Source organism: Mucilaginibacter sp. MD40 (assembly GCF_002288635.1).
Lineage (GTDB): Bacteria > Bacteroidota > Bacteroidia > Sphingobacteriales > Sphingobacteriaceae > Mucilaginibacter.
Window position 1 is genome coordinate 3,016,145 of the sequence record NZ_NRSW01000001.1, and the last position, 20,654, is coordinate 3,036,798.

Here is a 20,654-nt window from a genome sequence, read left to right on the forward strand (position 1 = left end):
AAAAGCGATAATATTTTTTTTGAAGTGCAGATTATTTCAGCAACTGTACCAGCAGTGCAACAGCTATGGAGGGTAAGTGATCGCTCAGGCCGGCACGCAGGTGGCGCAGGGCGATAGTGATCTGGTTCTCGACCGTTTTAACGGAGATCTTAAGCAACGCGGCGATCTCTTTATTACTCAGATATTCGGTCCTGCTCAAACGGAATATCTGGCGGCATTTTTCTGGCAGGGATGCCACGTTCTCGTCGAGCGCACGATGAATATCCTTGCGTAGTAACTGGCTATCGGCGCCGTATTTGTCTGCCAGCATCTCAATAGCCGAGATGTCCAGCTGGGCCCGCTGCGTGCGCAGGTACATCAGTACCCTGTTCTTGATGGCCACTTTAAGGTACCATTGCAGTGAGTTGATCTTTAACTGATGCCGTTTCACCCAAAGATCTATGAATAGCTCCTGCACCAAATCTTCACAAACCGTTTGGTCTTTAAAAAGATGGTAAGCAGCGTAATAAAGTTTTGAGGAGTATTTATGGTACAGTATGTTGAATGCCTTCTGGTCATCGGCACGCAGCATTTCCAACAGCGTCGCGTCGGGCCACATTTGATAGTCCTGTCCTGAGAGCATAAAACGGATTGTAGGTAATAAATTGGTAGCACATAGTTACAATTTTTTAACAAAAAATGAAAATTGTAATTTCAAGATAAGGCAACCAGAGGGAGATAAAGTTAATCATGCTGCCGTTATACTGGATGTCATTGATAGCGCTTACTGGGACGGGAGCTTTACCCTATCGGCCTCAAGTTATAGCTTGCTTTATTTTAGGACGCAGTTACAAACTACGATAAGTGACGGAACTTCATTAAAGTAATGACCTACTGACTCGGGCTTTTCAGTGTAAATAATAATTTAGCCCAGGTTGCAGCATTGAATATTTTACATAAAACAGAAACTTATGCTAATTTTGGTTGGTTAAATCACAGTATGGCGAAACTAACAGCTTCCAGGCAGAAGGCGTTGCTGCGTAAATACGCGCTCAATGTTAAATTTTTGATGATGCTGGCAAGTATCATACTCATCGTATATACGTTACCTAAACAGGCAAAATTTGGTTATGAGTTTGAAAAAGGCCGTATCTGGAACCAGCGTGATCTTGTTTCGCCCTATAGTTTCGCTATTTTAAAAACACCTGCAGAGATAGAGGCGGATACCAAAGCCGCCCTGGCTACCGTAACACCCATATATCAAAAAGATAATGAAATGGGCTTGCGCCAATTAGAAGGTTTCCGTAATGATCTGGAAATAAAATGGCATAATGCGGGCCTACCCGAGCGGCTCAAAAACACCTATCTGCAAACAGGCATTAATATCCTTACTAACGCCTACGAAAAGGGGATTATCAAGCTAAATGCTAAATATCAGCAGGCAGGTAAAAATTACCCGGTTACTATTCTTAATAATAACATAGCAACCGATAAAAATACGGCAGACCTGTTTACACGCGAAACAGCAACTACTTATGCCGATGCAGAAATCACTAAGATACCTGCGCTTGATAAGGCATTTATTTTAAATCTGGTACAGGACCGGCTGCAAAATAATTTGAATTATGATGCCAAGCTTACTGCCCGTTTAGAAAAAGAAGTAACGGATAACCTTTCCATAACAAGGGGAATGGTGCAAAAAGGCGAAAACATCATTGCAAAGGGCTCAGTAATTAATGATGAAGCATACCAGAAACTTTCTTCATACAAAAAGGCTTTTGAAGACAATGCCCGGAATAATGGAAACCGCGGCTTAGTATTGTTAGGTCAGTTTTTACTGGCTGGCATCACCATCTCGTTACTAATGATATTTCTTTATCTTTTCCGTAAAGATATTTATGACGATAACAGGCTGGTAAGCCTTATATTATTGGTAATTACCGCTATGCTGGCCACATTATCACTGGCCATTAAGTTGCAGCTTCCCAACTTTTACTATATACCATACTGTATCGTACCTATTATTATCCGCATACTGTTTGATACCCGCTTAGCGCTTAACATTCACTTGCTGGTAGTGCTTATAGCAGGCTTTTTTGTCCCTAATAGTTTTGAATTTGCGTTTTATGAGATCACAGCAGGTATGGTTTCTATTTATAGTATTAAAAACCTTATTCGCCGCGAACAATTCCTGATCTCCGCTTTGCTTATTACGTTCACCTATTTTGTTTCGTTCATAGGTATATCGTTAATAAGAGAAGGTTCGTTTACTACCATAGATTGGACAGAGTTTATACCTTTTGCTGTGAGCGTGTTACTAACGCTGCTTGCATATCCGCTAATTTACTTGTTTGAGCGGGTATTTGCCATCACATCAGAACTTACACTGATAGAATTGACCAATACCAATGCGCCGCTTCTGCGCGAAATGGCCTTCAGTGCGCCTGGAACGTTCCAACACTCCCTACAGGTTGCCAACCTTGCAGAGAACGCTATATACGCCATTGGAGGTAATGCGCTGTTGGTTAGAGCGGGGGCTTTATATCATGACATAGGCAAAATGGAAAACCCTCTTTTTTTTATAGAGAACCAGATCTCAGCTTTTAACCCTCATGATAAGTTGCCGTATGAAGAGAGTGCGCAAATAATTATTCGCCATGTGAGTAAAGGAATTGAAATGGCAAGGAAGGCCAACCTGCCTGAGATAGTGATCGACTTTATACGCACCCATCATGGTAATACACGTGTCGACTATTTTTACCAGTCGTTCCTGAAAAACTTTCCTGAAAAATTCATTAACGAGAACATTTTTCGCTATCCGGGGCCTATTCCCTTCACCAAAGAAACCGGTGTTTTAATGCTTGCCGACTCTATTGAGGCTGCTTCGCGGTCATTAAAAGAGCCTGATGAAGAATCCATCAGTATACTGGTTGATCGTATTGTAAAGTACAAGTTGGATCAGAATCAATTGAACGACAGTAACATAACTTTAAAAGATCTGGAAACCATTAAACAGATATTTAAGCGAATGCTGATGAGCATTTATCACGTACGAATTGATTATTAAAAATCTTATTTATTTTTTTGACAGCATTACTGAATTACTATATTTGCAGTCCCTGAAAAAAGGGATGTTTCTTTAAAAAACACGGTGAGGTGCCTGAGAGGCCGAAAGGATCAGTTTGCTAAACTGACGTACGGGAAACTGTACCGAGGGTTCGAATCCCTCCCTCACCGCTGAGAAACATGCTAACGCACAAAAAGCCGCTAAATCTTACGAATTAGCGGCTTTTTTTCTGACAGGAGTATTGGCCTGTTATCGTATGTGCCAATCGCAAAACGGTACCAATCAATCTACCCTGCTGCTTGCTATGCCTGATCCATGAGGAAGCCGACGGTTAACTGGTGCTAATAGTATTCTGTAAATCCCTCTATCTTTAATGGCAGTAAATATAAATGCATAAGGTTAGAATTTATGGAATAGCCGGCCCCCTACCGATGCATATATGTACCTCGGAACATTATCAAATCAAATGATTGACAACAGATAACAACTGATACCACAAGAGAAAACTATGTAATTATTCTTGTTTTTATCAAATCAATATTGATATCTTTATGATATCAATTTAAATATAAAAATCATGAATACCGAACGAGTTATCACAGCCCCATCAGGTTATCTGGCCTTTGTTTTAGTATTAGTTTTAACCGGCGTCGCGGCATTTTGCTTCTGGGCGGAGCAGCATGTTATTGGCACAATTATTTGTGTTGTTAACTACTTTTTGATACTGCCCGGCCTAACCATTGTAAACCCCAACGAATCTAAAGTGCTTACCCTGTTTGGTAAATATACCGGCACCGTAAAGCAGGATGGCTTTTTTTGGGTAAACCCTTTTACGGTTAAAAAGAAGGTCTCTTTAAAAGCATTCAACCTAAACGGACAGCAGTTAAAAGTAAATGATAGCGCAGGTAACCCTATAGAGATAGCGGCTGTAATTGTATGGCAGATAAGAGATACGGCCAAAGCGGTTTTCTCTGTTGAGAATTATATTCAATACGTAAATATACAAAGCGAGGCTGCTGTACGCCATTTGGCCAACACCTTCCCTTATGACCATCTTAATGAAGATGATACTACCAGCATCACCCTGCGTGGCGGCGCTGAACAGGTTAGCGTAATGTTGGAAACTGAACTGAACGAGCGGCTGGAACGTGCCGGTATTGAGGTTTTAGAAGCGCGAATATCTCACTTAGCCTACGCGCCTGAAATTGCACATGCCATGTTGCAGCGCCAGCAAGCAGCGGCCATTATATCAGCGCGTAAGTTAATTGTTGAGGGTGCCGTGGGTATGGTTGAGATGGCCCTGAACAAAATGGAAGAAAAGAACCTGGTAGAGCTGGATGAAGAACGTAAAGCAGCCATGGTAAGTAACCTGTTAGTAGTGCTTTGTGGCGATAAAAGCGTTAATCCTATTGTAAACACAGGCACCTTGTATCATTAAGATAATGGAGCAAATACCCAACTTTAGGAGCATAGATCAATTGCGTACTAATGAGCTTTTCATTAATCGCGTTGGTTGGTGGCGGCCTTATTATGAGTTAAGCGACGGACAATTTACCTATGCCCGCTTAAGCTACAAAAGCATCTTTAACCGGTATGCCATTCTTGAATTTGCCGCGGGCTTGTTTACCATCAAACGCAAATCACTGATAGGACGAACCATGCTACTCAACCATGGCGAGGATGAAGTGATTGGCGAAATAGAACCTGCAATATGGAAACGGGATGTGAAATTGAATATGAATAATGGCTTTGAGGCTATTTACAAATTTAAAAAGCTGTTTGGCAGATCTTTCACGCTGCTCAACGAAAGCCAAGGCGATATATTGGAGATAAAACAGCTCATATGGAGTTTCAAACAACCGTTTTCGGTTACCCTCGCTCCCAACCATCAGCAACAGAGCAAACCCGATGTAGTGCTTTTTGGCCATGATAGGTGTACATTTTATTTTAGTTAGAGAAGCACAGGCAGCGGCGGCAGGTTAATTATTATGGCAGAGAAAAAAGCATTTGTTTTGCGCATTAATCCGGATATGCTTAAGGAAGTTGAGCTATGGGCCGCTGATGAATTCAGGAGTACTAACGGACAAATAGAGTTTCTGCTACAGGAAGCTTTAAAAGCCCGCAAAAGATCGGGAAAGAGAAAAGGGAATAAAGAATAATTATTATGCATGCATAGTAATTTTAAAATCCTAAATTTGCTTTTCATCAATTATAAAACGCAAATTCTATTATGAAAGAAGTATATATTGTTTCGGCTACACGCACCCCTATTGGCAGTTTCGGTGGCTCACTTGCATCTTTATCGGCAACACAACTGGGCGCCGTTGTGATTAAATCGGCTATTGAAAAAGCCGGCTTACAGCCAGCTGATGTGCAAGAGGTGTTTATGGGGAATGTGTTGTCGGCTAATTTGGGCCAGGCCCCGGCTACACAGGCAGCTATTTTTGCAGGCTTACCCTATATGCCTGCTACAACAATTAATAAAGTATGTGCTTCTGGCATGAAAGCGATAATGCTGGGTGCTCAAAGTATTGCCAATGGCGATAATGACATTATTGTTGCCGGAGGTTTCGAGAGTATGAGCAATGTGCCTTACTACCTGGATAAGGCGCGCAATGGGTATCGCTTAGGCAATGGGCAAATAATTGACGGTTTGGTAAAGGACGGCCTATGGGATGTGTATAACGATTTCCACATGGGCTCTGCCGCCGAATTGTGCGCCGTTGATTGCAATGTAACACGCGAAGATCAGGATGCTTTTGCCATAGAATCATATAAACGTGCACAACAGGCACAGGCTGATGGAAAATTTAAAAATGAGATCACTCCGGTTGAGCTGAAAGATAAAAAAGGCGAGGTAACCTTATTTAGCGAAGACGAAGAACCAAATACTGTAAAGTTCGACAAGATACCATCGCTTAAACCGGTATTTAAAAAAGATGGTACCGTTACGGCAGCTAATGCCTCTACTTTGAATGATGGTGCAGCGGCTGTGGTGTTAATGAGTAAAGAAAAAGCCGAAGCGATGGGCATAAAGCCAATTGCCAGGATAGTTTCTTTTGCCGATGTACAACAAGCACCAGAACAGTTTACTACAGCGCCCTCAAAAGCCATCCCTCTGGCATTGCATAAAGCAGGTTTATCAAGCGAAAAGATAGATTTTTACGAAATTAACGAGGCTTTTTCGGTAGTGTCAGTAGCCAATAATAAAATATTAGGGCTTGATGCTGCAAATGTGAACGTAAATGGCGGCGCGGTAGCTATTGGCCACCCGCTGGGCGCATCGGGTGCACGTATAGTGGTAACCTTGCTAAATGTTCTGCAACAAAATAAAGGCAAGTATGGTGCGGCGGGTATTTGTAACGGTGGCGGTGGCGCCAGTGCAATAGTGGTTGAAAACCTGGCATAATACATTTTTGATTTTTTACTATTTTGCCACACGTATTTAATTTAACTACCCGGTAAAAATTGATGAGATATTTTTGTGTATTCATCCTGTTGGTTTGTGTTGGTAGCCGCGCGTTTGCGCAACATTCGGACGAATTAGCCAATCTCAAAAAGCTGCGCATATACCAGGATAGCCTTATTATACTGGGCAAAAAGTTTGTTAACGACACCAATGATTTGGAGCGTAAAACGGCCAACTACCGCTTTATACGCACTTTAGTATCAGCATTAAAAGTTCCACATTCTTATAATTACCCATTCGATTCGCTTAAAACAGTAAGCATTCTCAACTCGCCCGATAGTCGGTTCAGGATATTTACCTGGCATGTGACGAACCAGGATGGCAGTTACCGGTATTTTGGCACCATACAAATGAATACCGGCGATAAATTATTGATGTATCCGCTGGAGGATTATACACCATTCTTTAAAAACCCGCGTGATACAGTTACCGATAATCGCCATTGGTATGGTGCGCAGTATTACAAGATCATACGGGTTGCGGCATCCAGGCCCTATTACACCCTACTGGGCTGGAAAGGCAACAATATCCGTTCAACAAAAAAAGTGATCGAGGTGCTTTCTTTTGATAGAGATGACCATCCTGTACTCGGCATGCCTGTATTCAGTAATAAGAAAGATGCTAAAAGGGTTATTTTTGAATATACCCGGCAGGCATCTATGTTATTACGGTATGTGCCTGAGCAAAGTCTCATTGTTTTTGATCACTTATCACCTCCGGACGATAAAATGAAAGACAGGCCCGAGACTTATGGGCCTGATCTTACTTACGACGGTTACCGTTTACAAAACGGAAGTTGGTTTTTTGTTGAAAATATGGATATGCGCAATATACCGCAGCAGGCCGACGATGGCTTTGTTGACCCCAAAATACAATCGCGCAGCGACAGAAAATTACTTCCTCAACGAAAAAGAAATTAAACCTTTTAAACAATAATATTTCCAAACTATAGTGTAATCAGCTGTAATAATTTCGGTATAAAATTTTGGTTAAAATATTTTATGCTATTTTAGCCCACTATCATTTAATAAGTAATGCAAGAAACTTCACCTTCCCTAACGTCAGAAAAGCCTAAATCCCGATTTCCTAAAAGCGTCCCTTATATTATTGGTAACGAAGCTGCAGAACGTTTTAGCTTTTATGGCATGCGCTCGGTACTCACCTTATTTCTGGTAAATCAGTTTTTTAACCCAACAAATAATCCAGCTTTAACAGACCAGGCTAATGCACATGCCAATAAACTGCACCATTTGTTTGTAATGGTGGCCTATGCCCTGCCCTTTGTAGGCGGCATGATAGCCGATTGGTTTACCGGTAAGTATAAGCTTATTTTATACGTATCTATCATTTATTGCATAGGGCACTTAATGCTGGCAACATTTGATGGCGGCCTTACCGGTTTTGAATTAGGTTTATTGGTAGTAGCCATAGGTGCGGGTGGTATAAAATCCTGCGTATCCGCCAACGTAGGCGACCAGTTTGATGCTACCAATCAGGACCTGCTTTCAAAAGTTTACGGATGGTTTTATTTCAGCATAAATGCCGGTTCCATGTTGTCAACCGTTGCTATTCCATGGACATATGAGCACTTCGGCCCAAAATGGGCTTTCGGTATTCCCGGTATATTGATGGCTTTGGCAACTATTATATTCTTTGCGGGTCGCAAAAAATACGTTAAAGTACCACCGCAGGGCGTAAACCGCAACAATCTTGTTTTTATCACCTGGTACGCAATTACGCATCAGAGCCAAAGAAAAAATGGCGAATCGTTCCTGGATGTTGCTAAAAATAACTTCGACCCTGAACGTGTTGAAGGTATCAAAGCTGTATACAGGGTAATGATGGTATTCTTCTTTGCGCTGGCATTTTGGGCTGTTTGGGATCAGTGCTTATCAGAATGGACACTTTACGCCGAAAAAATGGACCGGGTTATTAACCTCGGCTTTACTAAGTTTACGATATATCCCGGCCAGCTATCAACCTTTAACACCGTATTCCTGCTTATGTTTATCCCATTGTTCAACTATGTGATATATCCATGGTTTGATAAGCATGGCATCAAAACCACCCCTTTACGCCGCTTGGGCACAGGTTTGGTAATAACCATTTTATCATTTGTGGTTATTGGTGTTATCCATACCAGCATAGATAAAGGCGGTTCACCATCTATATGGTGGCAGGTTTTCGCCTTCTTACTGCTATCCGCGGCTGAGGTTTTGGTTTCTATCACAGGTTTAGAATATGCTTACACCCATTCGCCAAAATCAATGAAAAGCACCATGACTGGTATCTGGTTCCTGGTGGTATCATTCGGTAATCTGATCACAGCTGTAGTGAATGGCTTGATCGAAGACGGAGGCTGGTGGGCAAAAAACCTCAAAGGAGCTAATTACGAATGGTTCTTTGTGGGCTTTATCGCTATATTCCTCGTTATCTTCCTTATTGTATCGCCGCGGATGAGAGAGCGTAATTATATTACAGATCCGGTGGTTGACGATAAATAACAGCTACGTAAATAATTTGTAAACATAATATTACTAACTAAAAGCAGGAAATTAGTCGATTTCCTGCTTTTATGTTTTAAAGCCGTCGCAAAATCAACTAATTTAGCGCACAATTTATTCATAAAGCAACCTCTGAGCTGTGCCCGATAGTATCGTTATAATCCCTACCTATAACGAGAAGGAAAATATTGAACGGATGATCCGTAAAGTATTCAGCCTTCCGCATGATTTTCACCTGCTTATAATTGACGATGGATCGCCTGATGGTACAGCGAATATTGTAAAAAGCTTACAAACTGAATTTTCCGAACGTTTACACATGGAGCAACGTAGCGGGAAACAAGGCTTAGGAACTGCCTATATTCATGGTTTTAAATGGGCTATAAAGCGCCATTACGATTATATTTTTGAGATGGATGCCGACTTTTCGCACAACCCGGACGATCTGCTGCGCTTGCGCGACGCCTGTATCGAAGGTGCTGACGCGGCAATCGGTTCAAGGTATATCAAAGGGGTAAACGTAGTGAATTGGCCCATGAGCCGTGTATTGATGAGTTTTTTTGCATCAGTATATGTAAGATTTATTACCGGCATCGATATACAAGATGCCACAGCCGGTTTTATGTGTTATAAACGCCGCGTACTGGAAACCCTTAACCTCGACAAGATAAAGTTTGTAGGATATGCTTTCCAGATAGAAATGAAATACACGGCCATAAAGCATAATTTTAAAGTAGTAGAAATTCCAATAATCTTTACTGATCGTACAGCCGGTGCCTCAAAAATGTCAAAAGGAATATTTAAAGAGGCTTTCTTCGGCGTTATACAAATGAAGATCAACAGCATTTTCAGGAAGTATCCGGAGGGATGATTTAAGTCGAAAGTTTAAAGTCAAAAGTCAAAATTTTATTGGGTAATTAACGTTATGTGTTAATTAGAGATTGATACTAAAATTTATAGTATTTTATATAGCTTTGGTGAAGAGTGGAGCTAATCACTGATCTCTGATTAGCCGATTTCTAATTAACTAATTATCAATCTCTGCGACAGCAAATGAACGAGCATCTTGATCCTGACCGCGAACGCCTCTCTCCTGCCGAACGTGATATTGAAAAGGTATTGCGCCCTGCGGCGTTTGAAGATTTTACCGGTCAGCATAATATATTAGCCAACCTCAGGATATTTGTACAGGCAGCACGTTTACGCGGCGAATCGCTTGATCATGTTTTACTGCATGGGCCTCCAGGTCTGGGTAAAACTACCCTGTCCCATATCATCGCCAATGAAATGGGCGTGGGCATTAAGATCACATCCGGCCCTGTGCTGGATAAGCCTGGCGATCTGGCCGGCTTGCTTACCAATTTGGAAACGGGTGATATTTTATTTATTGATGAAATTCATCGACTAAGCCCCCTGGTTGAAGAATATCTTTATTCGGCCATGGAAGATTTTAAGATAGACATTATGCTGGAGAGCGGCCCTAATGCCCGTTCAGTACAGATATCGCTTAATCCGTTTACGCTGGTTGGCGCCACTACCCGATCCGGCTTACTTACCGCACCACTGCGTGCAAGGTTTGGTATTAACAGCCGCTTGGAATATTACGATGCCAAACTACTAACTACCATCGTTTTACGTTCGGCATCTATCCTGCGTACGCCCATAAGCGACGAAGGTGCTTATGAAATAGCCCGGCGGAGCCGTGGCACCCCGCGTATCGCTAACGCATTACTACGCCGTACTCGCGATTTTGCGCAGATAAAGGGCAATGGTAAAATTGATACGGAGATTGCCAAATATGCACTCAATGCACTCAATGTAGATGAGCATGGGCTGGATGAAATGGACAACAAGATACTTTCTACAATTATTAACAAGTTTAAAGGCGGCCCTGTAGGTTTAAAAACCATTGCTACTGCTGTTGGCGAAGACGAAGGCACTATTGAAGAGGTATATGAACCATTTCTTATCCAGGAAGGCTTTTTAATGCGTACTACCCGTGGCCGCGAGGTTACCGAAAGCGCCTACAGGCATCTTGGTAAAATAAAACCCGGTGGCACATCATCCCTGTTTTAGATTCTCCTAAAACACACTTGAATAACCGTAAAAAGCCATTGTGTAATATTTACGCAATGCGATATATTTTTTACAATTAAGCATAATTAAGTTGCTTTTTTGATTTTTATTTAATTATTTGCCTTACCAATAATTAAGTCTACCTCTTTTAAATGATGCTATCTAACGAAAAGGAACTTCTTTTTGAAGTATCTCGTGGCAACGAGCATGCTTTTAAAGAGCTTTTTAGCGCCTACTACCAGTTGTTAGGTACTCATATCTATCGTATAACGGAAAGCATTGAACTAACGGAAGAAGTTGTACAGGACAGCTTTTTAAAAATATGGCTCCACAGAGAGGCACTCGCCGGTGTTAACAATTTCAAAGCATATCTTTTAATTATCGCCAAAAACCACGCTTTAAATTGCCTGCGTAAACTGGCACGCGAACACCAGCAACACAAACCTGTAAGTATTGAGCTTGTAGAAAATGCTTTAGCTGATACCGATAATTCAAATAACGAATATTACAACTTGTTGGATATGGCCATTGATCATCTCCCGCCGCAACAGCAAAGAGTATATTTACTTAGCCGCCATAAACGGCTTAAATATGATGAGATCGCCACGCAAATGGGGTTATCGCGCGAAACGGTAAAAAAATATTTGCAGGGCGCAACCAACTCTATCACCAGCTTTTTACAGTCAAACATGGATGTTTCCATTGTTATCATCCTGTCCTGGATAATTTTTTAAAAATTTCAGGAAATCATACCCCCTTTTTTACGCATCCCGGTGTCTTGTTAATTGAGTACCCCCTCTTTTATAACCGATAATAAACATTTAATGAGCACTTCAAAATTAAGGTTACAATACCTTTTTCATCGTTATTACCATAAAACTGCTACTGAACAGGAGCGCGATGAATTGTTTGCCTTAATTAGCGAGGGTGAACATGACCCTGATCTGCAGGTGCTTATTGAGCAAACATGGAATGATCTTCATATTGAACAAAAAGTTTTTAATGAACAGCAAAAGCATCAAATGCTTTTCCATATACTAACAGCTACTCCTGTAAAACAACGAAAAATTGGCTTAATCAGGTGGATCAGCATTGTTACCGTGGCCGCCATGTTAACTGTTGTTGCGGTAACTGTTTGGACAAATAATATCAGGCTAAAGCCATATAAGCACCTTGCTATTCATAAAAAACAACAGGCGCCACAAAACGACGCGCTTCCGGGCAGTAATAAAGCCATACTTAAACTGGCTGATGGAAACACCATTACATTGGATGATGCAAACGTAGGAACGTTAGCAACAGAAGGCAAAACACTGATAAAAAAGACGGCAGATGGACAAGTTATCTATAATACCGCTGCTCTTACATCATCAACAGATACGTCACCAGTGTTAAATACCATATCTACCCCAAAAGGCGGTCAGTACCAGGTTGCCCTGCCTGATGGCACGCACGTGTGGCTAAACTCAGCTTCTTCATTAACCTTTCCAACTCGTTTTACAGGCCATATAAGGCAGGTTTCTATTACCGGCGAAGCTTATTTCGAGGTAGCCAAAATGCCGGATATGCCATTCAAAGTAAAAGCGCCGCGTGCAGAGATTCAAGTTTTGGGCACTCATTTTAATGTGATGGCTTATGATGATGAACAGGTAATGAAGACCACCCTTTTGGAAGGTTCGGTAAATATACATAGCGGTGGTTTTAGCGCTAAGCTCGTACCGGGGCAGCAGGCACAGATCAACTCTGATGGCAAAAACAAAGTGTTGAATAATGTTGATGTGGATGATGAGCTGGCATGGAAAAACGGCCTTTTCCAGTTCAGGGATGCCAAAATAGACGCTATACTGCGCCAGGCCTCAAGATGGTATAATGTGAATGTGGTTTATAAAGGCCGTGTACCCAACCAGGAATTTAATGGGCGCATTTCAAAAAATGTTAAAGCATCCGAATTACTTAATATGCTTAAGTATGCAGGGGTAAACGTTGAAATTGAAGGCAATAATATTGTAGTTAATTAACAGAATAAACCAACACTTAATATAAACAAAAACAATTATGATGACAGAAATACCACTAACCAGCTAAACACTTAAGGGAACTTTCAACCGGTAAGGTTGAGCGTGGTGCATAAAAAAACCGGAAAGTGTTTCGACCCACTTCCCGGCATAAATGCCTGGGTTCCCACTCCATTGCAATCGACGAATTGAACTTTATGTTTAACCCAAACACACAAACTTATGAATTTTAATTCTAAGGCTATGCCTTTGGCATGGTCTAAACTCTCCAAAGTTTTATTGGTCATGAAACTTACTGCCATTTTAATAATTGCAGCATTAATGAATGTTAGCGCCAAAACGTTTAGCCAAACGGTTTCCATTCACCAAAAAAATGCCTCTGTTGAAAGGGTACTCCGTTTAATTGAAAAACAAACCGGGTATCATTTCATGTATAACAAACAAGATGTGGCCGCATCCGGTAACATTAGTGTTAATGTAGAACAGGCTACCGTAAGCCAGGCGCTCGATCAGGCCTTCAAAGATCAGCCCCTCACCTACAAAATATTTCAGGAAACCATAGTGGTTAAAAGAAAAGATGCTGAAGCCACTAACCACGTAAATGCAATTGACGTTACGGGTACCGTTAGTGACGCCAAGGGGCCTATACCCGGCGTAAACGTAAAATTGAAAGGTACAACCATTGGTACCACAACTGATGCTACAGGAAAATACCGGTTAAATGTACCGGATGCCAACGGCACGCTGATATTCAGTTTTTTAGGCTATACCACCCAGGAAATAGCGATAGCAAACCGAACAGTTATCAATGTAACCTTGGCCGAAGAGCAAAAATCACTTAATGAGGTAGTGGTTGTAGGTTATGGTACACAAAGGCGTGTAGATGTGACCGGATCTGTAGGAAGCGTTAATGCTAAAACCTTGCAGGAGCGCCCTCAAACCAATTTGGAGCAGGAATTAGCAGGCCGTATCGCGGGTGTAAACGTTTCAACCAACTCGGGCGAACCTGGCGGTAATACTCGTGTACGTATACGTGGTTACAGCTCTATTAACACCAGTACCGATCCTTTGTATGTTGTTGACGGTATCATCTGGACAGAAGGTGGTAACGCCATTAACCCTAATGATGTGGCTACGATCGACGTGCTGAAAGACGCTTCATCAACCGCTATCTATGGTACACGTGGTGCCAACGGTGTTATCCTCATTACTACTAAACGCGGCGCTAAGAACCGCCCGAGTACGGTAAGTTATGATGGTTATGTAAGCATTAGCAACATGGCTAAAAAACTGGATGTGTTAAATGCTAAAGAATTTTTGGCTATAGAGGACAAAGGTTATGCAAACATACAGAAATACGATCCGCAGGGTTGGGCTAAAGGTAACTATGCCGACAAAGACCCTAAAAAAATACGTACGGCTTTAATAGGTAAATTGTTTGATGCTAATTTAAACCCGCTGTATGATGTAGACTGGCAGGATGCTACTACCCGCACGGCCGTAAGTCAAAACCACAATGTATCGGTAACCGGCGGCTCAGAAAACATCAATTATGGTTTATTTTTAAATTATGCCGATGACCAAGGTATAATTCTTAACAGCTATTTAAAACGCTACAATGCCCGCTTAACGGTTGATAACCAGGTAAAACCGTGGTTAAAAATTGGGGCTACTTTAAACTACAATGCTCAAGACCAGCGCTCTGCCAGCTATGGGCAAGGTGGTAACAACATTCCGCGTATGCTGGTGGAGATGATACCAATTATCCCTATCCGTTACCCTGATGGCAGCTACGGTAAACGTACCGACTACCCTAATATGGAAGGTGGCGACAACCCTGTAGCACAGGCGAATGAGATACAGGAATTGGCACGTATTCGCGTATTTAGCGGAAACGGGTATGCTAATATCAACCTGTTTAAAGGGCTTGAGTTCCGTTCTGTTTTAGGTGTTACCACTGCGGGTAATTATATTCCGCGCTTTGCAAGCGGCCTTGTAGGTGGTGCTACTGCCGATCAGAAATACAGCTCTGCTTCTATTGACGAGTACAACCGTACCTTTTGGCAATGGCAAAACTATTTTACTTACAATACCACCATTAACAAAATACATACTATTAGCGCGGTGTTAGGTACCGAGCGCCAAAACTTTTCGCAGTTACAGTCATACGGTTCAACCCGTGGCCTTGCCGATAATTATTACCAGTATTATAATCTGGGAAGTGGTGCTACACCTGGTCTTCCTTCATCCAACTTCACCGCATGGCAAATGCAATCATATTATGGCAGGTTAAATTACACGCTTTCAGATAAATATCTGTTCACAGTAACCGGTCGTGTGGATGGTTCATCACGTTTTGGAGCAAACTCAAAATATGGTTTCTTCCCGTCTGCAGCTTTTGCCTGGAGAATGTCGCAGGAAGATTTCCTGAAAGATAACAAAACCATTTCAGATCTTAAGTTGCGTTTAAGCTACGGCTTAACAGGTAACTCAGAGATCGGACAATATCGTTCGTTAGCTAACATCAATACCACCAATTATGTATTTGGCGGTACGCAAGCCATTGGTACAACACTTACCAGTATTGGTAACCCAAGCCTGCAATGGGAAAAAACAGCTGAATACAACCTTGGTGTTTCATTTGGTTTGTTCAACAACCGTGTAACTATTGATGCCGATGCCTACCTGAAAAAAACTCAGGCTTTGTTGCTTAATGCACCTCTGCCAGAAACCAGTGGCTTTACCAGTGTATTTAAAAACATAGGTAAGTTACAGAATAAGGGTATCGAGCTATCGATCAATACACAAAACATTAAATCCAACGATTTTACCTGGAACACCACCTTCAATATTTCTTTCCTGAAAAACAAGGTGCTTGCACTGGGCGAATCTAATGACGACATCTTCCTCGATCCTGTATTTCTGTCGCAATTTAACCTGATGCGTGTTGGTTTACCTGCCGGTAGTTTCTATGGTTATAAGGTATTAGGTACCTGGGGAACCAGCGAAGCTGCTAAAGCGGCCTCATACGGTTTGCTTCCCGGCGACCTGAAGATACAGGATACCAATAACGACGGCAAAGTGACCTCTGCGGATAAGGTAGTGTTAGGAAAATCAATACCTGATGGCTATGGCTCATTGATCAATAATTTCAGCTATAAAAACATTGATCTGGGTATTGATCTGCAGTTTAACTACGGCAACCAGATCATGAACCTCACTAAACACTCCGGTGAAGACCGTACCGGACAGGCCAACAGCTATGCTACGGTTTTAAATGCGTGGACGCCTGAGAACCAGAATACCAACATTGCCGAAACACGCCCGGCTTATGTACGATATCAAACCGAGATCTATTCGACCAAGGTAGAGAGCGGTAACTTTATTCGCGGCCGTGCGGTAACATTGGGCTACACATTTGGCAAATCGGTTTTAGATAAAATTAAACTAACCCGTTTAAGGGTATACGCTCAGGCACAAAACCTGTTTGTTATTACCAAATACAGCGGTTACGATCCTGAAGTATCTACCTATAACGGTAATGCCAACTTTAACCAGGGGCCATCAAGCAACTTCACTCAAAACATCCAGTTTTATGATTATCCGAAACCAAGGACATTCTTATTGGGTGTAAACGCAAGCTTTTAATTAATTCAAATCTATATCAATCATGAAATTCAACATCAAAAAATATAGTATAGGTTTGTTAGTTATACTAACGATATCCGCCACCAGCTGTAAAAAATATCTCGACGAGAAGAATTACAGTAATTTCGATAAATCAAATTATTTCCAGAATGCGGGGCAAGCACAATCCTTTGTTAATGGTATATACACTTCATTATACATGTTTCAGAATGGTGATGCTTATGGTGAAAGCCCGTTTATCACTATCGAGCTTTTCGCGGGTCATGCTACATCATTAGGTCAGAGTGTAAACAATGGCAACGTCATAAACCAACGTACAGATGCTGTAAATCCGGGTTTTGAAACGGTATGGAGAAGTAGCTACAATGCCATTGCCAATGCTAACCTGGCATTAGACCGTATACCCAAAATGGCTATCGACCAAAGTACAAAGGATAACTTACTGGGTCAGGTTTATTTCCTGCGGGCTTTCTTTTATTATCACCTGGTAAGGCTATACGGCGATGTACCGTTGGTAACCACTCCTGTGGAGGTAAACAGCCCGGATCTGTACGCTTCGCGCGCACCGCAACAGGATGTCTACAATCTGATCATCAGCGATCTTGAAGCCGCTAAAAAAACAAACTTGCCTAACACCGACCAAACCGGTAAAGTATCGCTTGGCGCTGTTAAAACATTGCTTGGCAGTGTATACTTAACTACGGCCGGTTATCCGCTAAAGAAAACCGAAAACTATGCGAAAGCCGCAGCCGAGGTTAAAGATGTGTTGGGTTGGTATACCCTGTTTACCGATTATGCTTATTTGCATGATAACGCTCACAAAAACCAGGGCGAGCTCATTTTCCAAAGCAATTACCTTGTTGGGGTACGTGATAATGCCATACCGCAATTAACACTGCCATTTAACCTGCAGGTAGGCTCATACGGCGACCACCTGGGTGCTATGATACCTACTGATGATTTCGTTGCAAGTTATGAACAGGGCGACTTACGCGCGCAGGAGCGCCAGTTTTATTTCTCAAGCTATCCAAAGGATAAAGAGCCGCAAACTATTATACAGTTTGGTGTACATGCGTTATACAAGTACTTCCATGTGGAAAGTGCCTTGGGCAATGGTATAAGTGATGAGAACTGGACATTTTTACGCCTGCCGGAAGCACAATTGATCTATGCCGAAGCCAGCAACGAAGTGAACGGCCCTACGCAGGATGCCTATGACGCTGTTAACGCTATTCGCAGACGTGCAAAATTATCGGATCTGAGCGGCTTATCTAAAGATCAATTCCGCATAGCTATTTGGAAAGAGCGTTATCATGAGCTTGCTTACGAGAACAAAGCTTACTTTGATGTGCAGCGCACCCATCAAACCTACAACCCTACAACAAACATATTTGGTGATGCTACTACAACACCAACAGAGCAGGGTGTTAAATTTAAAGAACAGTATTATTTGTGGCCGATACCACAAAGAGAGATCAATACCAACAAAAATTTGAAACAAAATCCTGGTTGGTAAGTAAAATTTATAGGATAAAAGACCGGCCTTAGCTGCCGGTCTTTTATATTTACAGTCGCTTATATAAAACAACTAACTAAACATTGATGAAAAAAGGACTACTCTTTTTAAGTTCGTTATTTTTTGTTGCTCAATCTTTTGCACAACAGGTAAGTAAGGTTACCGAACCTGCTGAATGGATAAACCCGCTGATGGGGACGCAATCAAAATATGACCTGAGTAATGGCAACACCTACCCTGCCGTTGCTGTGCCATGGGGCATGAATTTCTGGACCCCTCAAACCGGTAAAATGGGCGACGGATGGCAATACACTTACGATGCTTACAAAATAAATGGGTTTAAGCAAACCCACCAGCCATCACCCTGGATGAATGATTATGGGCAGTTTGCCATAATGCCGGTAACAGGCGCGCTGAATGTTTCTCAAAATGGCCGTGCAAGTTGGTTTTCACATAAAACTGAAATAGCCAAACCATATTATTACAGCGTGTACCTGGCCGACCACGATGTAACTACCGAGATTACAACAACCGAGCGCGCCGCGCAATTCAGGTTTACCTACCCTCAAAACGATAATTCTTTTATAGTTATTGACGCTTTTGACAGAGGCTCATACGTAAAGGTTATACCCGGCGAGAGAAAGATAGTTGGTTATTCAACCAAATATGCCCGCGGCCCGCTTAAAAACTTCAAGAACTATTTTGTGATCTATGTTGATAAACCGATCACTACCGCGCAGGTATATAGCGATACTACTTTATCAGCAGGCGAAACATCTATCAAAGACAAACACGCAATGGCTGTTGTAGGCTTTAAAACGGCCAAAGGAGAAAAGGTAAACCTGCGTGTAGCATCATCGTTCATTAGCGAAGAACAGGCAGAACTGAACTTAAAACGCGAAATAGGGAATGATGGCTTTGATGCTACTAAACAAAAGGCCCGTGATATATGGAATAAAACCTTAAGCCGTGTGGCTGTTGAAGGCGGTTCTGTTGACCAGGTACGTACCTTTTACTCGTGTTTGTATCGTATGTTATTCTTCCCGAATAAAATGTATGAATTAGACGCAAACGGAGCGCCAATACACTACAGCGCGCAAAACGGAAAAGTACTGCCGGGTTACAAATTCGCTGGTACAGGTTTTTGGGATACGTTCCGCGCGCTGTATCCATTTCTTAACCTGATGTATCCGTCTATCAATAAGGAAATGCAGCAGGGCCTGATAAATGACTATAAAGAAGGCGGCTGGCTGCCAGAGTGGAGCAGCCCGGGATATGCTAACGTGATGATCGGTAACAACTCGGCATCTGTTGTTGCTGATGCTTATTTAAAAGGTGGCCGTGGTTATGATATTAACACACTGTACGAGGCTTTGGTACACGGCGCTAATAATGATGGCCCGGAAGCTACCGGCCGCGATGGTATTGACTATTATAAATCATTAGGCTACGTACCCTATGATGTAAAAATAAATGAGAATGCGGCTCGCACCCTCGAGTATGCTTATGATGATTTTACCATTTACAAATTAGGTAAGGCATTGGGTAAGCCGGTAACTGAAACAGAAACATACCGTAAACGTGCCATGAACTACCGTAACCTGTTTGATAAGCAAACCGGTTTAATGCGTGGTAAAAACAAGGACGGCAGCTTCCAAACGCCATTTAACCCTTTTAAATGGGGCGATGCCTTTACCGAAGGCAATAGCTGGCACTACACTTGGAGCGTTTTCCATGATATACAGGGCCTGATCGACTTGATGGGCGGCAAACAAAAATTCACCGCAAAGCTGGATTCGGTGTTTAGCCTGCCACCTGTATTTGACGATAGCTACTATGGTGAGGTGATACATGAGATACGCGAAATGCAGATTGCCGGTATGGGCCAGTACGCACATGGCAACCAGCCTATTCAACACATGATCTACCTGTACAATTATTCCGGCGAGCCATGGAAAACTCAATTGCACGTGCGCGACGTGATGAACAAGTTATATAAAGCAACGCCCGATGGTTACTGCGGAGATGAGGATAACGGCCAAACATCAGCCTGGTATGTATTTTCTGCTATGGGCTTCTACCCGGTTTGCCCGGCAACAGACCAGTATGTATTGGGTGCACCGCTCTTTAAGAAAATTACCTTAAAGCTTGAAAATGGCAAAACGGTTAATATTAACGCGGCAAATAACAGCGCTACCAACAGATATGTTAGTTCATTGACTGTAAATGGTAAACCATACAGCAATAACTGGTTAAGCCATGAGGCCTTATTAATGGGTGAAACACTTAACTTTAACATGTCGGCTACACCAAATAAAGCCCGTGGTGCCAAAGCTGCAGACGTGCCTTATTCTTTATCAACTGCCAAAAACTAAAGCTA

At 42.1% G+C, this 20,654-nt stretch carries 15 protein-coding genes and 1 tRNA gene; 15 read left to right on the forward strand and 1 reads right to left on the reverse strand.

The annotated features are described in order from the left end of the window. Positions 1-31: 31 nt before the first annotated feature. The gene (locus CKK33_RS13625) at positions 32-622 is read right to left on the reverse strand and encodes an RNA polymerase sigma-70 factor (protein WP_095704631.1); all 591 of its coding nucleotides are present in this window, start codon (positions 620-622) and stop codon (positions 32-34) included. A gap of 357 nt (positions 623-979) precedes the next feature. Between CKK33_RS13625 and CKK33_RS13630 the strand changes: the two genes are divergently transcribed. From CKK33_RS13630 to CKK33_RS13700, 15 genes are all read left to right on the forward strand, one after another. Further along, positions 980-3,046 carry an HD family phosphohydrolase gene (locus CKK33_RS13630; protein WP_095705859.1) on the forward strand — a complete coding sequence of 689 codons (2,067 nt, stop codon included), beginning with the start codon at positions 980-982 and terminating at the stop codon, positions 3,044-3,046. Between the two features lie 83 nt (positions 3,047-3,129). Further along, positions 3,130-3,216 (forward strand) — tRNA-Ser (locus tag CKK33_RS13635). A gap of 407 nt (positions 3,217-3,623) precedes the next feature. Then, positions 3,624-4,484, forward strand: coding sequence for an SPFH domain-containing protein (locus CKK33_RS13640; protein WP_095704632.1), 861 nt, complete (start codon positions 3,624-3,626; stop codon positions 4,482-4,484). 4 nt (positions 4,485-4,488) lie between these two features. Continuing rightward, a complete protein-coding gene (locus tag CKK33_RS13645) occupies positions 4,489-5,001 on the forward strand; it encodes a hypothetical protein (protein ID WP_095704633.1) in 513 nt (170 codons plus the stop codon). A 33-nt stretch (positions 5,002-5,034) separates the two neighbouring features. Then, positions 5,035-5,205, forward strand: coding sequence for an Arc family DNA binding domain-containing protein (locus tag CKK33_RS13650; protein WP_095704634.1), 171 nt, complete (start codon positions 5,035-5,037; stop codon positions 5,203-5,205). 71 nt (positions 5,206-5,276) lie between these two features. Further along, positions 5,277-6,455 (forward strand): acetyl-CoA C-acyltransferase, encoded by a 1,179-nt coding sequence (locus CKK33_RS13655; protein ID WP_095704635.1) that lies wholly within the window; start codon positions 5,277-5,279, stop codon positions 6,453-6,455. A 62-nt stretch (positions 6,456-6,517) separates the two neighbouring features. Continuing rightward, positions 6,518-7,435: a hypothetical protein gene (locus CKK33_RS13660; RefSeq protein ID WP_095704636.1), complete on the forward strand. Its 918-nt coding sequence runs from the start codon at positions 6,518-6,520 to the stop codon at positions 7,433-7,435. Between the two features lie 114 nt (positions 7,436-7,549). Then, positions 7,550-9,019 (forward strand): MFS transporter, encoded by a 1,470-nt coding sequence (locus CKK33_RS13665; RefSeq protein ID WP_095704637.1) that lies wholly within the window; start codon positions 7,550-7,552, stop codon positions 9,017-9,019. Between the two features lie 139 nt (positions 9,020-9,158). Further along, positions 9,159-9,890, forward strand: coding sequence for a polyprenol monophosphomannose synthase (locus CKK33_RS13670; protein WP_095704638.1), 732 nt, complete (start codon positions 9,159-9,161; stop codon positions 9,888-9,890). 182 nt (positions 9,891-10,072) lie between these two features. Beyond that, entirely contained in the window at positions 10,073-11,095 is a 1,023-nt protein-coding gene (gene ruvB, locus CKK33_RS13675) for a Holliday junction branch migration DNA helicase RuvB (RefSeq protein ID WP_095704639.1), read from the forward strand. Between the two features lie 152 nt (positions 11,096-11,247). Beyond that, a complete protein-coding gene (locus CKK33_RS13680; protein WP_095704640.1) occupies positions 11,248-11,829 on the forward strand; it encodes an RNA polymerase sigma factor in 582 nt (193 codons plus the stop codon). A 90-nt stretch (positions 11,830-11,919) separates the two neighbouring features. After that, positions 11,920-13,113, forward strand: coding sequence for a FecR family protein (locus tag CKK33_RS13685; protein WP_095704641.1), 1,194 nt, complete (start codon positions 11,920-11,922; stop codon positions 13,111-13,113). 219 nt (positions 13,114-13,332) lie between these two features. Further along, a complete protein-coding gene (locus tag CKK33_RS13690) occupies positions 13,333-16,758 on the forward strand; it encodes a TonB-dependent receptor (RefSeq protein ID WP_095704642.1) in 3,426 nt (1,141 codons plus the stop codon). 22 nt (positions 16,759-16,780) lie between these two features. After that, complete coding sequence (locus CKK33_RS13695; RefSeq protein WP_095704643.1) at positions 16,781-18,274, forward strand: RagB/SusD family nutrient uptake outer membrane protein; 1,494 nt, start codon at positions 16,781-16,783, stop codon at positions 18,272-18,274. A gap of 86 nt (positions 18,275-18,360) precedes the next feature. Next, entirely contained in the window at positions 18,361-20,649 is a 2,289-nt protein-coding gene (locus tag CKK33_RS13700) for a GH92 family glycosyl hydrolase (protein ID WP_095704644.1), read from the forward strand. Positions 20,650-20,654: the final 5 nt, after the last annotated feature.

What these genes read in the sequence shown, in the direction of transcription:
- CKK33_RS13685 (WP_095704641.1), top strand. Translation starts at nt 11,920, where the DNA reads ATGAGCACTTCAAAATTAAGGTTACAATACCTTTTTCATCGTTATTAC.
- CKK33_RS13660 (WP_095704636.1), top strand. Translation starts at nt 6,518, where the DNA reads ATGAGATATTTTTGTGTATTCATCCTGTTGGTTTGTGTTGGTAGCCGC.
- CKK33_RS13700 (WP_095704644.1), top strand. Translation starts at nt 18,361, where the DNA reads ATGAAAAAAGGACTACTCTTTTTAAGTTCGTTATTTTTTGTTGCTCAA.
- CKK33_RS13650 (WP_095704634.1), top strand. Translation starts at nt 5,035, where the DNA reads ATGGCAGAGAAAAAAGCATTTGTTTTGCGCATTAATCCGGATATGCTT.
- CKK33_RS13625 (WP_095704631.1), bottom strand. Translation starts at nt 622, where the DNA reads ATGCTCTCAGGACAGGACTATCAAATGTGGCCCGACGCGACGCTGTTG.
- CKK33_RS13665 (WP_095704637.1), top strand. Translation starts at nt 7,550, where the DNA reads ATGCAAGAAACTTCACCTTCCCTAACGTCAGAAAAGCCTAAATCCCGA.
- CKK33_RS13690 (WP_095704642.1), top strand. Translation starts at nt 13,333, where the DNA reads ATGAATTTTAATTCTAAGGCTATGCCTTTGGCATGGTCTAAACTCTCC.
- CKK33_RS13645 (WP_095704633.1), top strand. Translation starts at nt 4,489, where the DNA reads ATGGAGCAAATACCCAACTTTAGGAGCATAGATCAATTGCGTACTAAT.
- CKK33_RS13695 (WP_095704643.1), top strand. Translation starts at nt 16,781, where the DNA reads ATGAAATTCAACATCAAAAAATATAGTATAGGTTTGTTAGTTATACTA.
- ruvB (WP_095704639.1), top strand. Translation starts at nt 10,073, where the DNA reads ATGAACGAGCATCTTGATCCTGACCGCGAACGCCTCTCTCCTGCCGAA.
- CKK33_RS13630 (WP_095705859.1), top strand. Translation starts at nt 980, where the DNA reads ATGGCGAAACTAACAGCTTCCAGGCAGAAGGCGTTGCTGCGTAAATAC.
- CKK33_RS13680 (WP_095704640.1), top strand. Translation starts at nt 11,248, where the DNA reads ATGATGCTATCTAACGAAAAGGAACTTCTTTTTGAAGTATCTCGTGGC.
- CKK33_RS13655 (WP_095704635.1), top strand. Translation starts at nt 5,277, where the DNA reads ATGAAAGAAGTATATATTGTTTCGGCTACACGCACCCCTATTGGCAGT.
- CKK33_RS13640 (WP_095704632.1), top strand. Translation starts at nt 3,624, where the DNA reads ATGAATACCGAACGAGTTATCACAGCCCCATCAGGTTATCTGGCCTTT.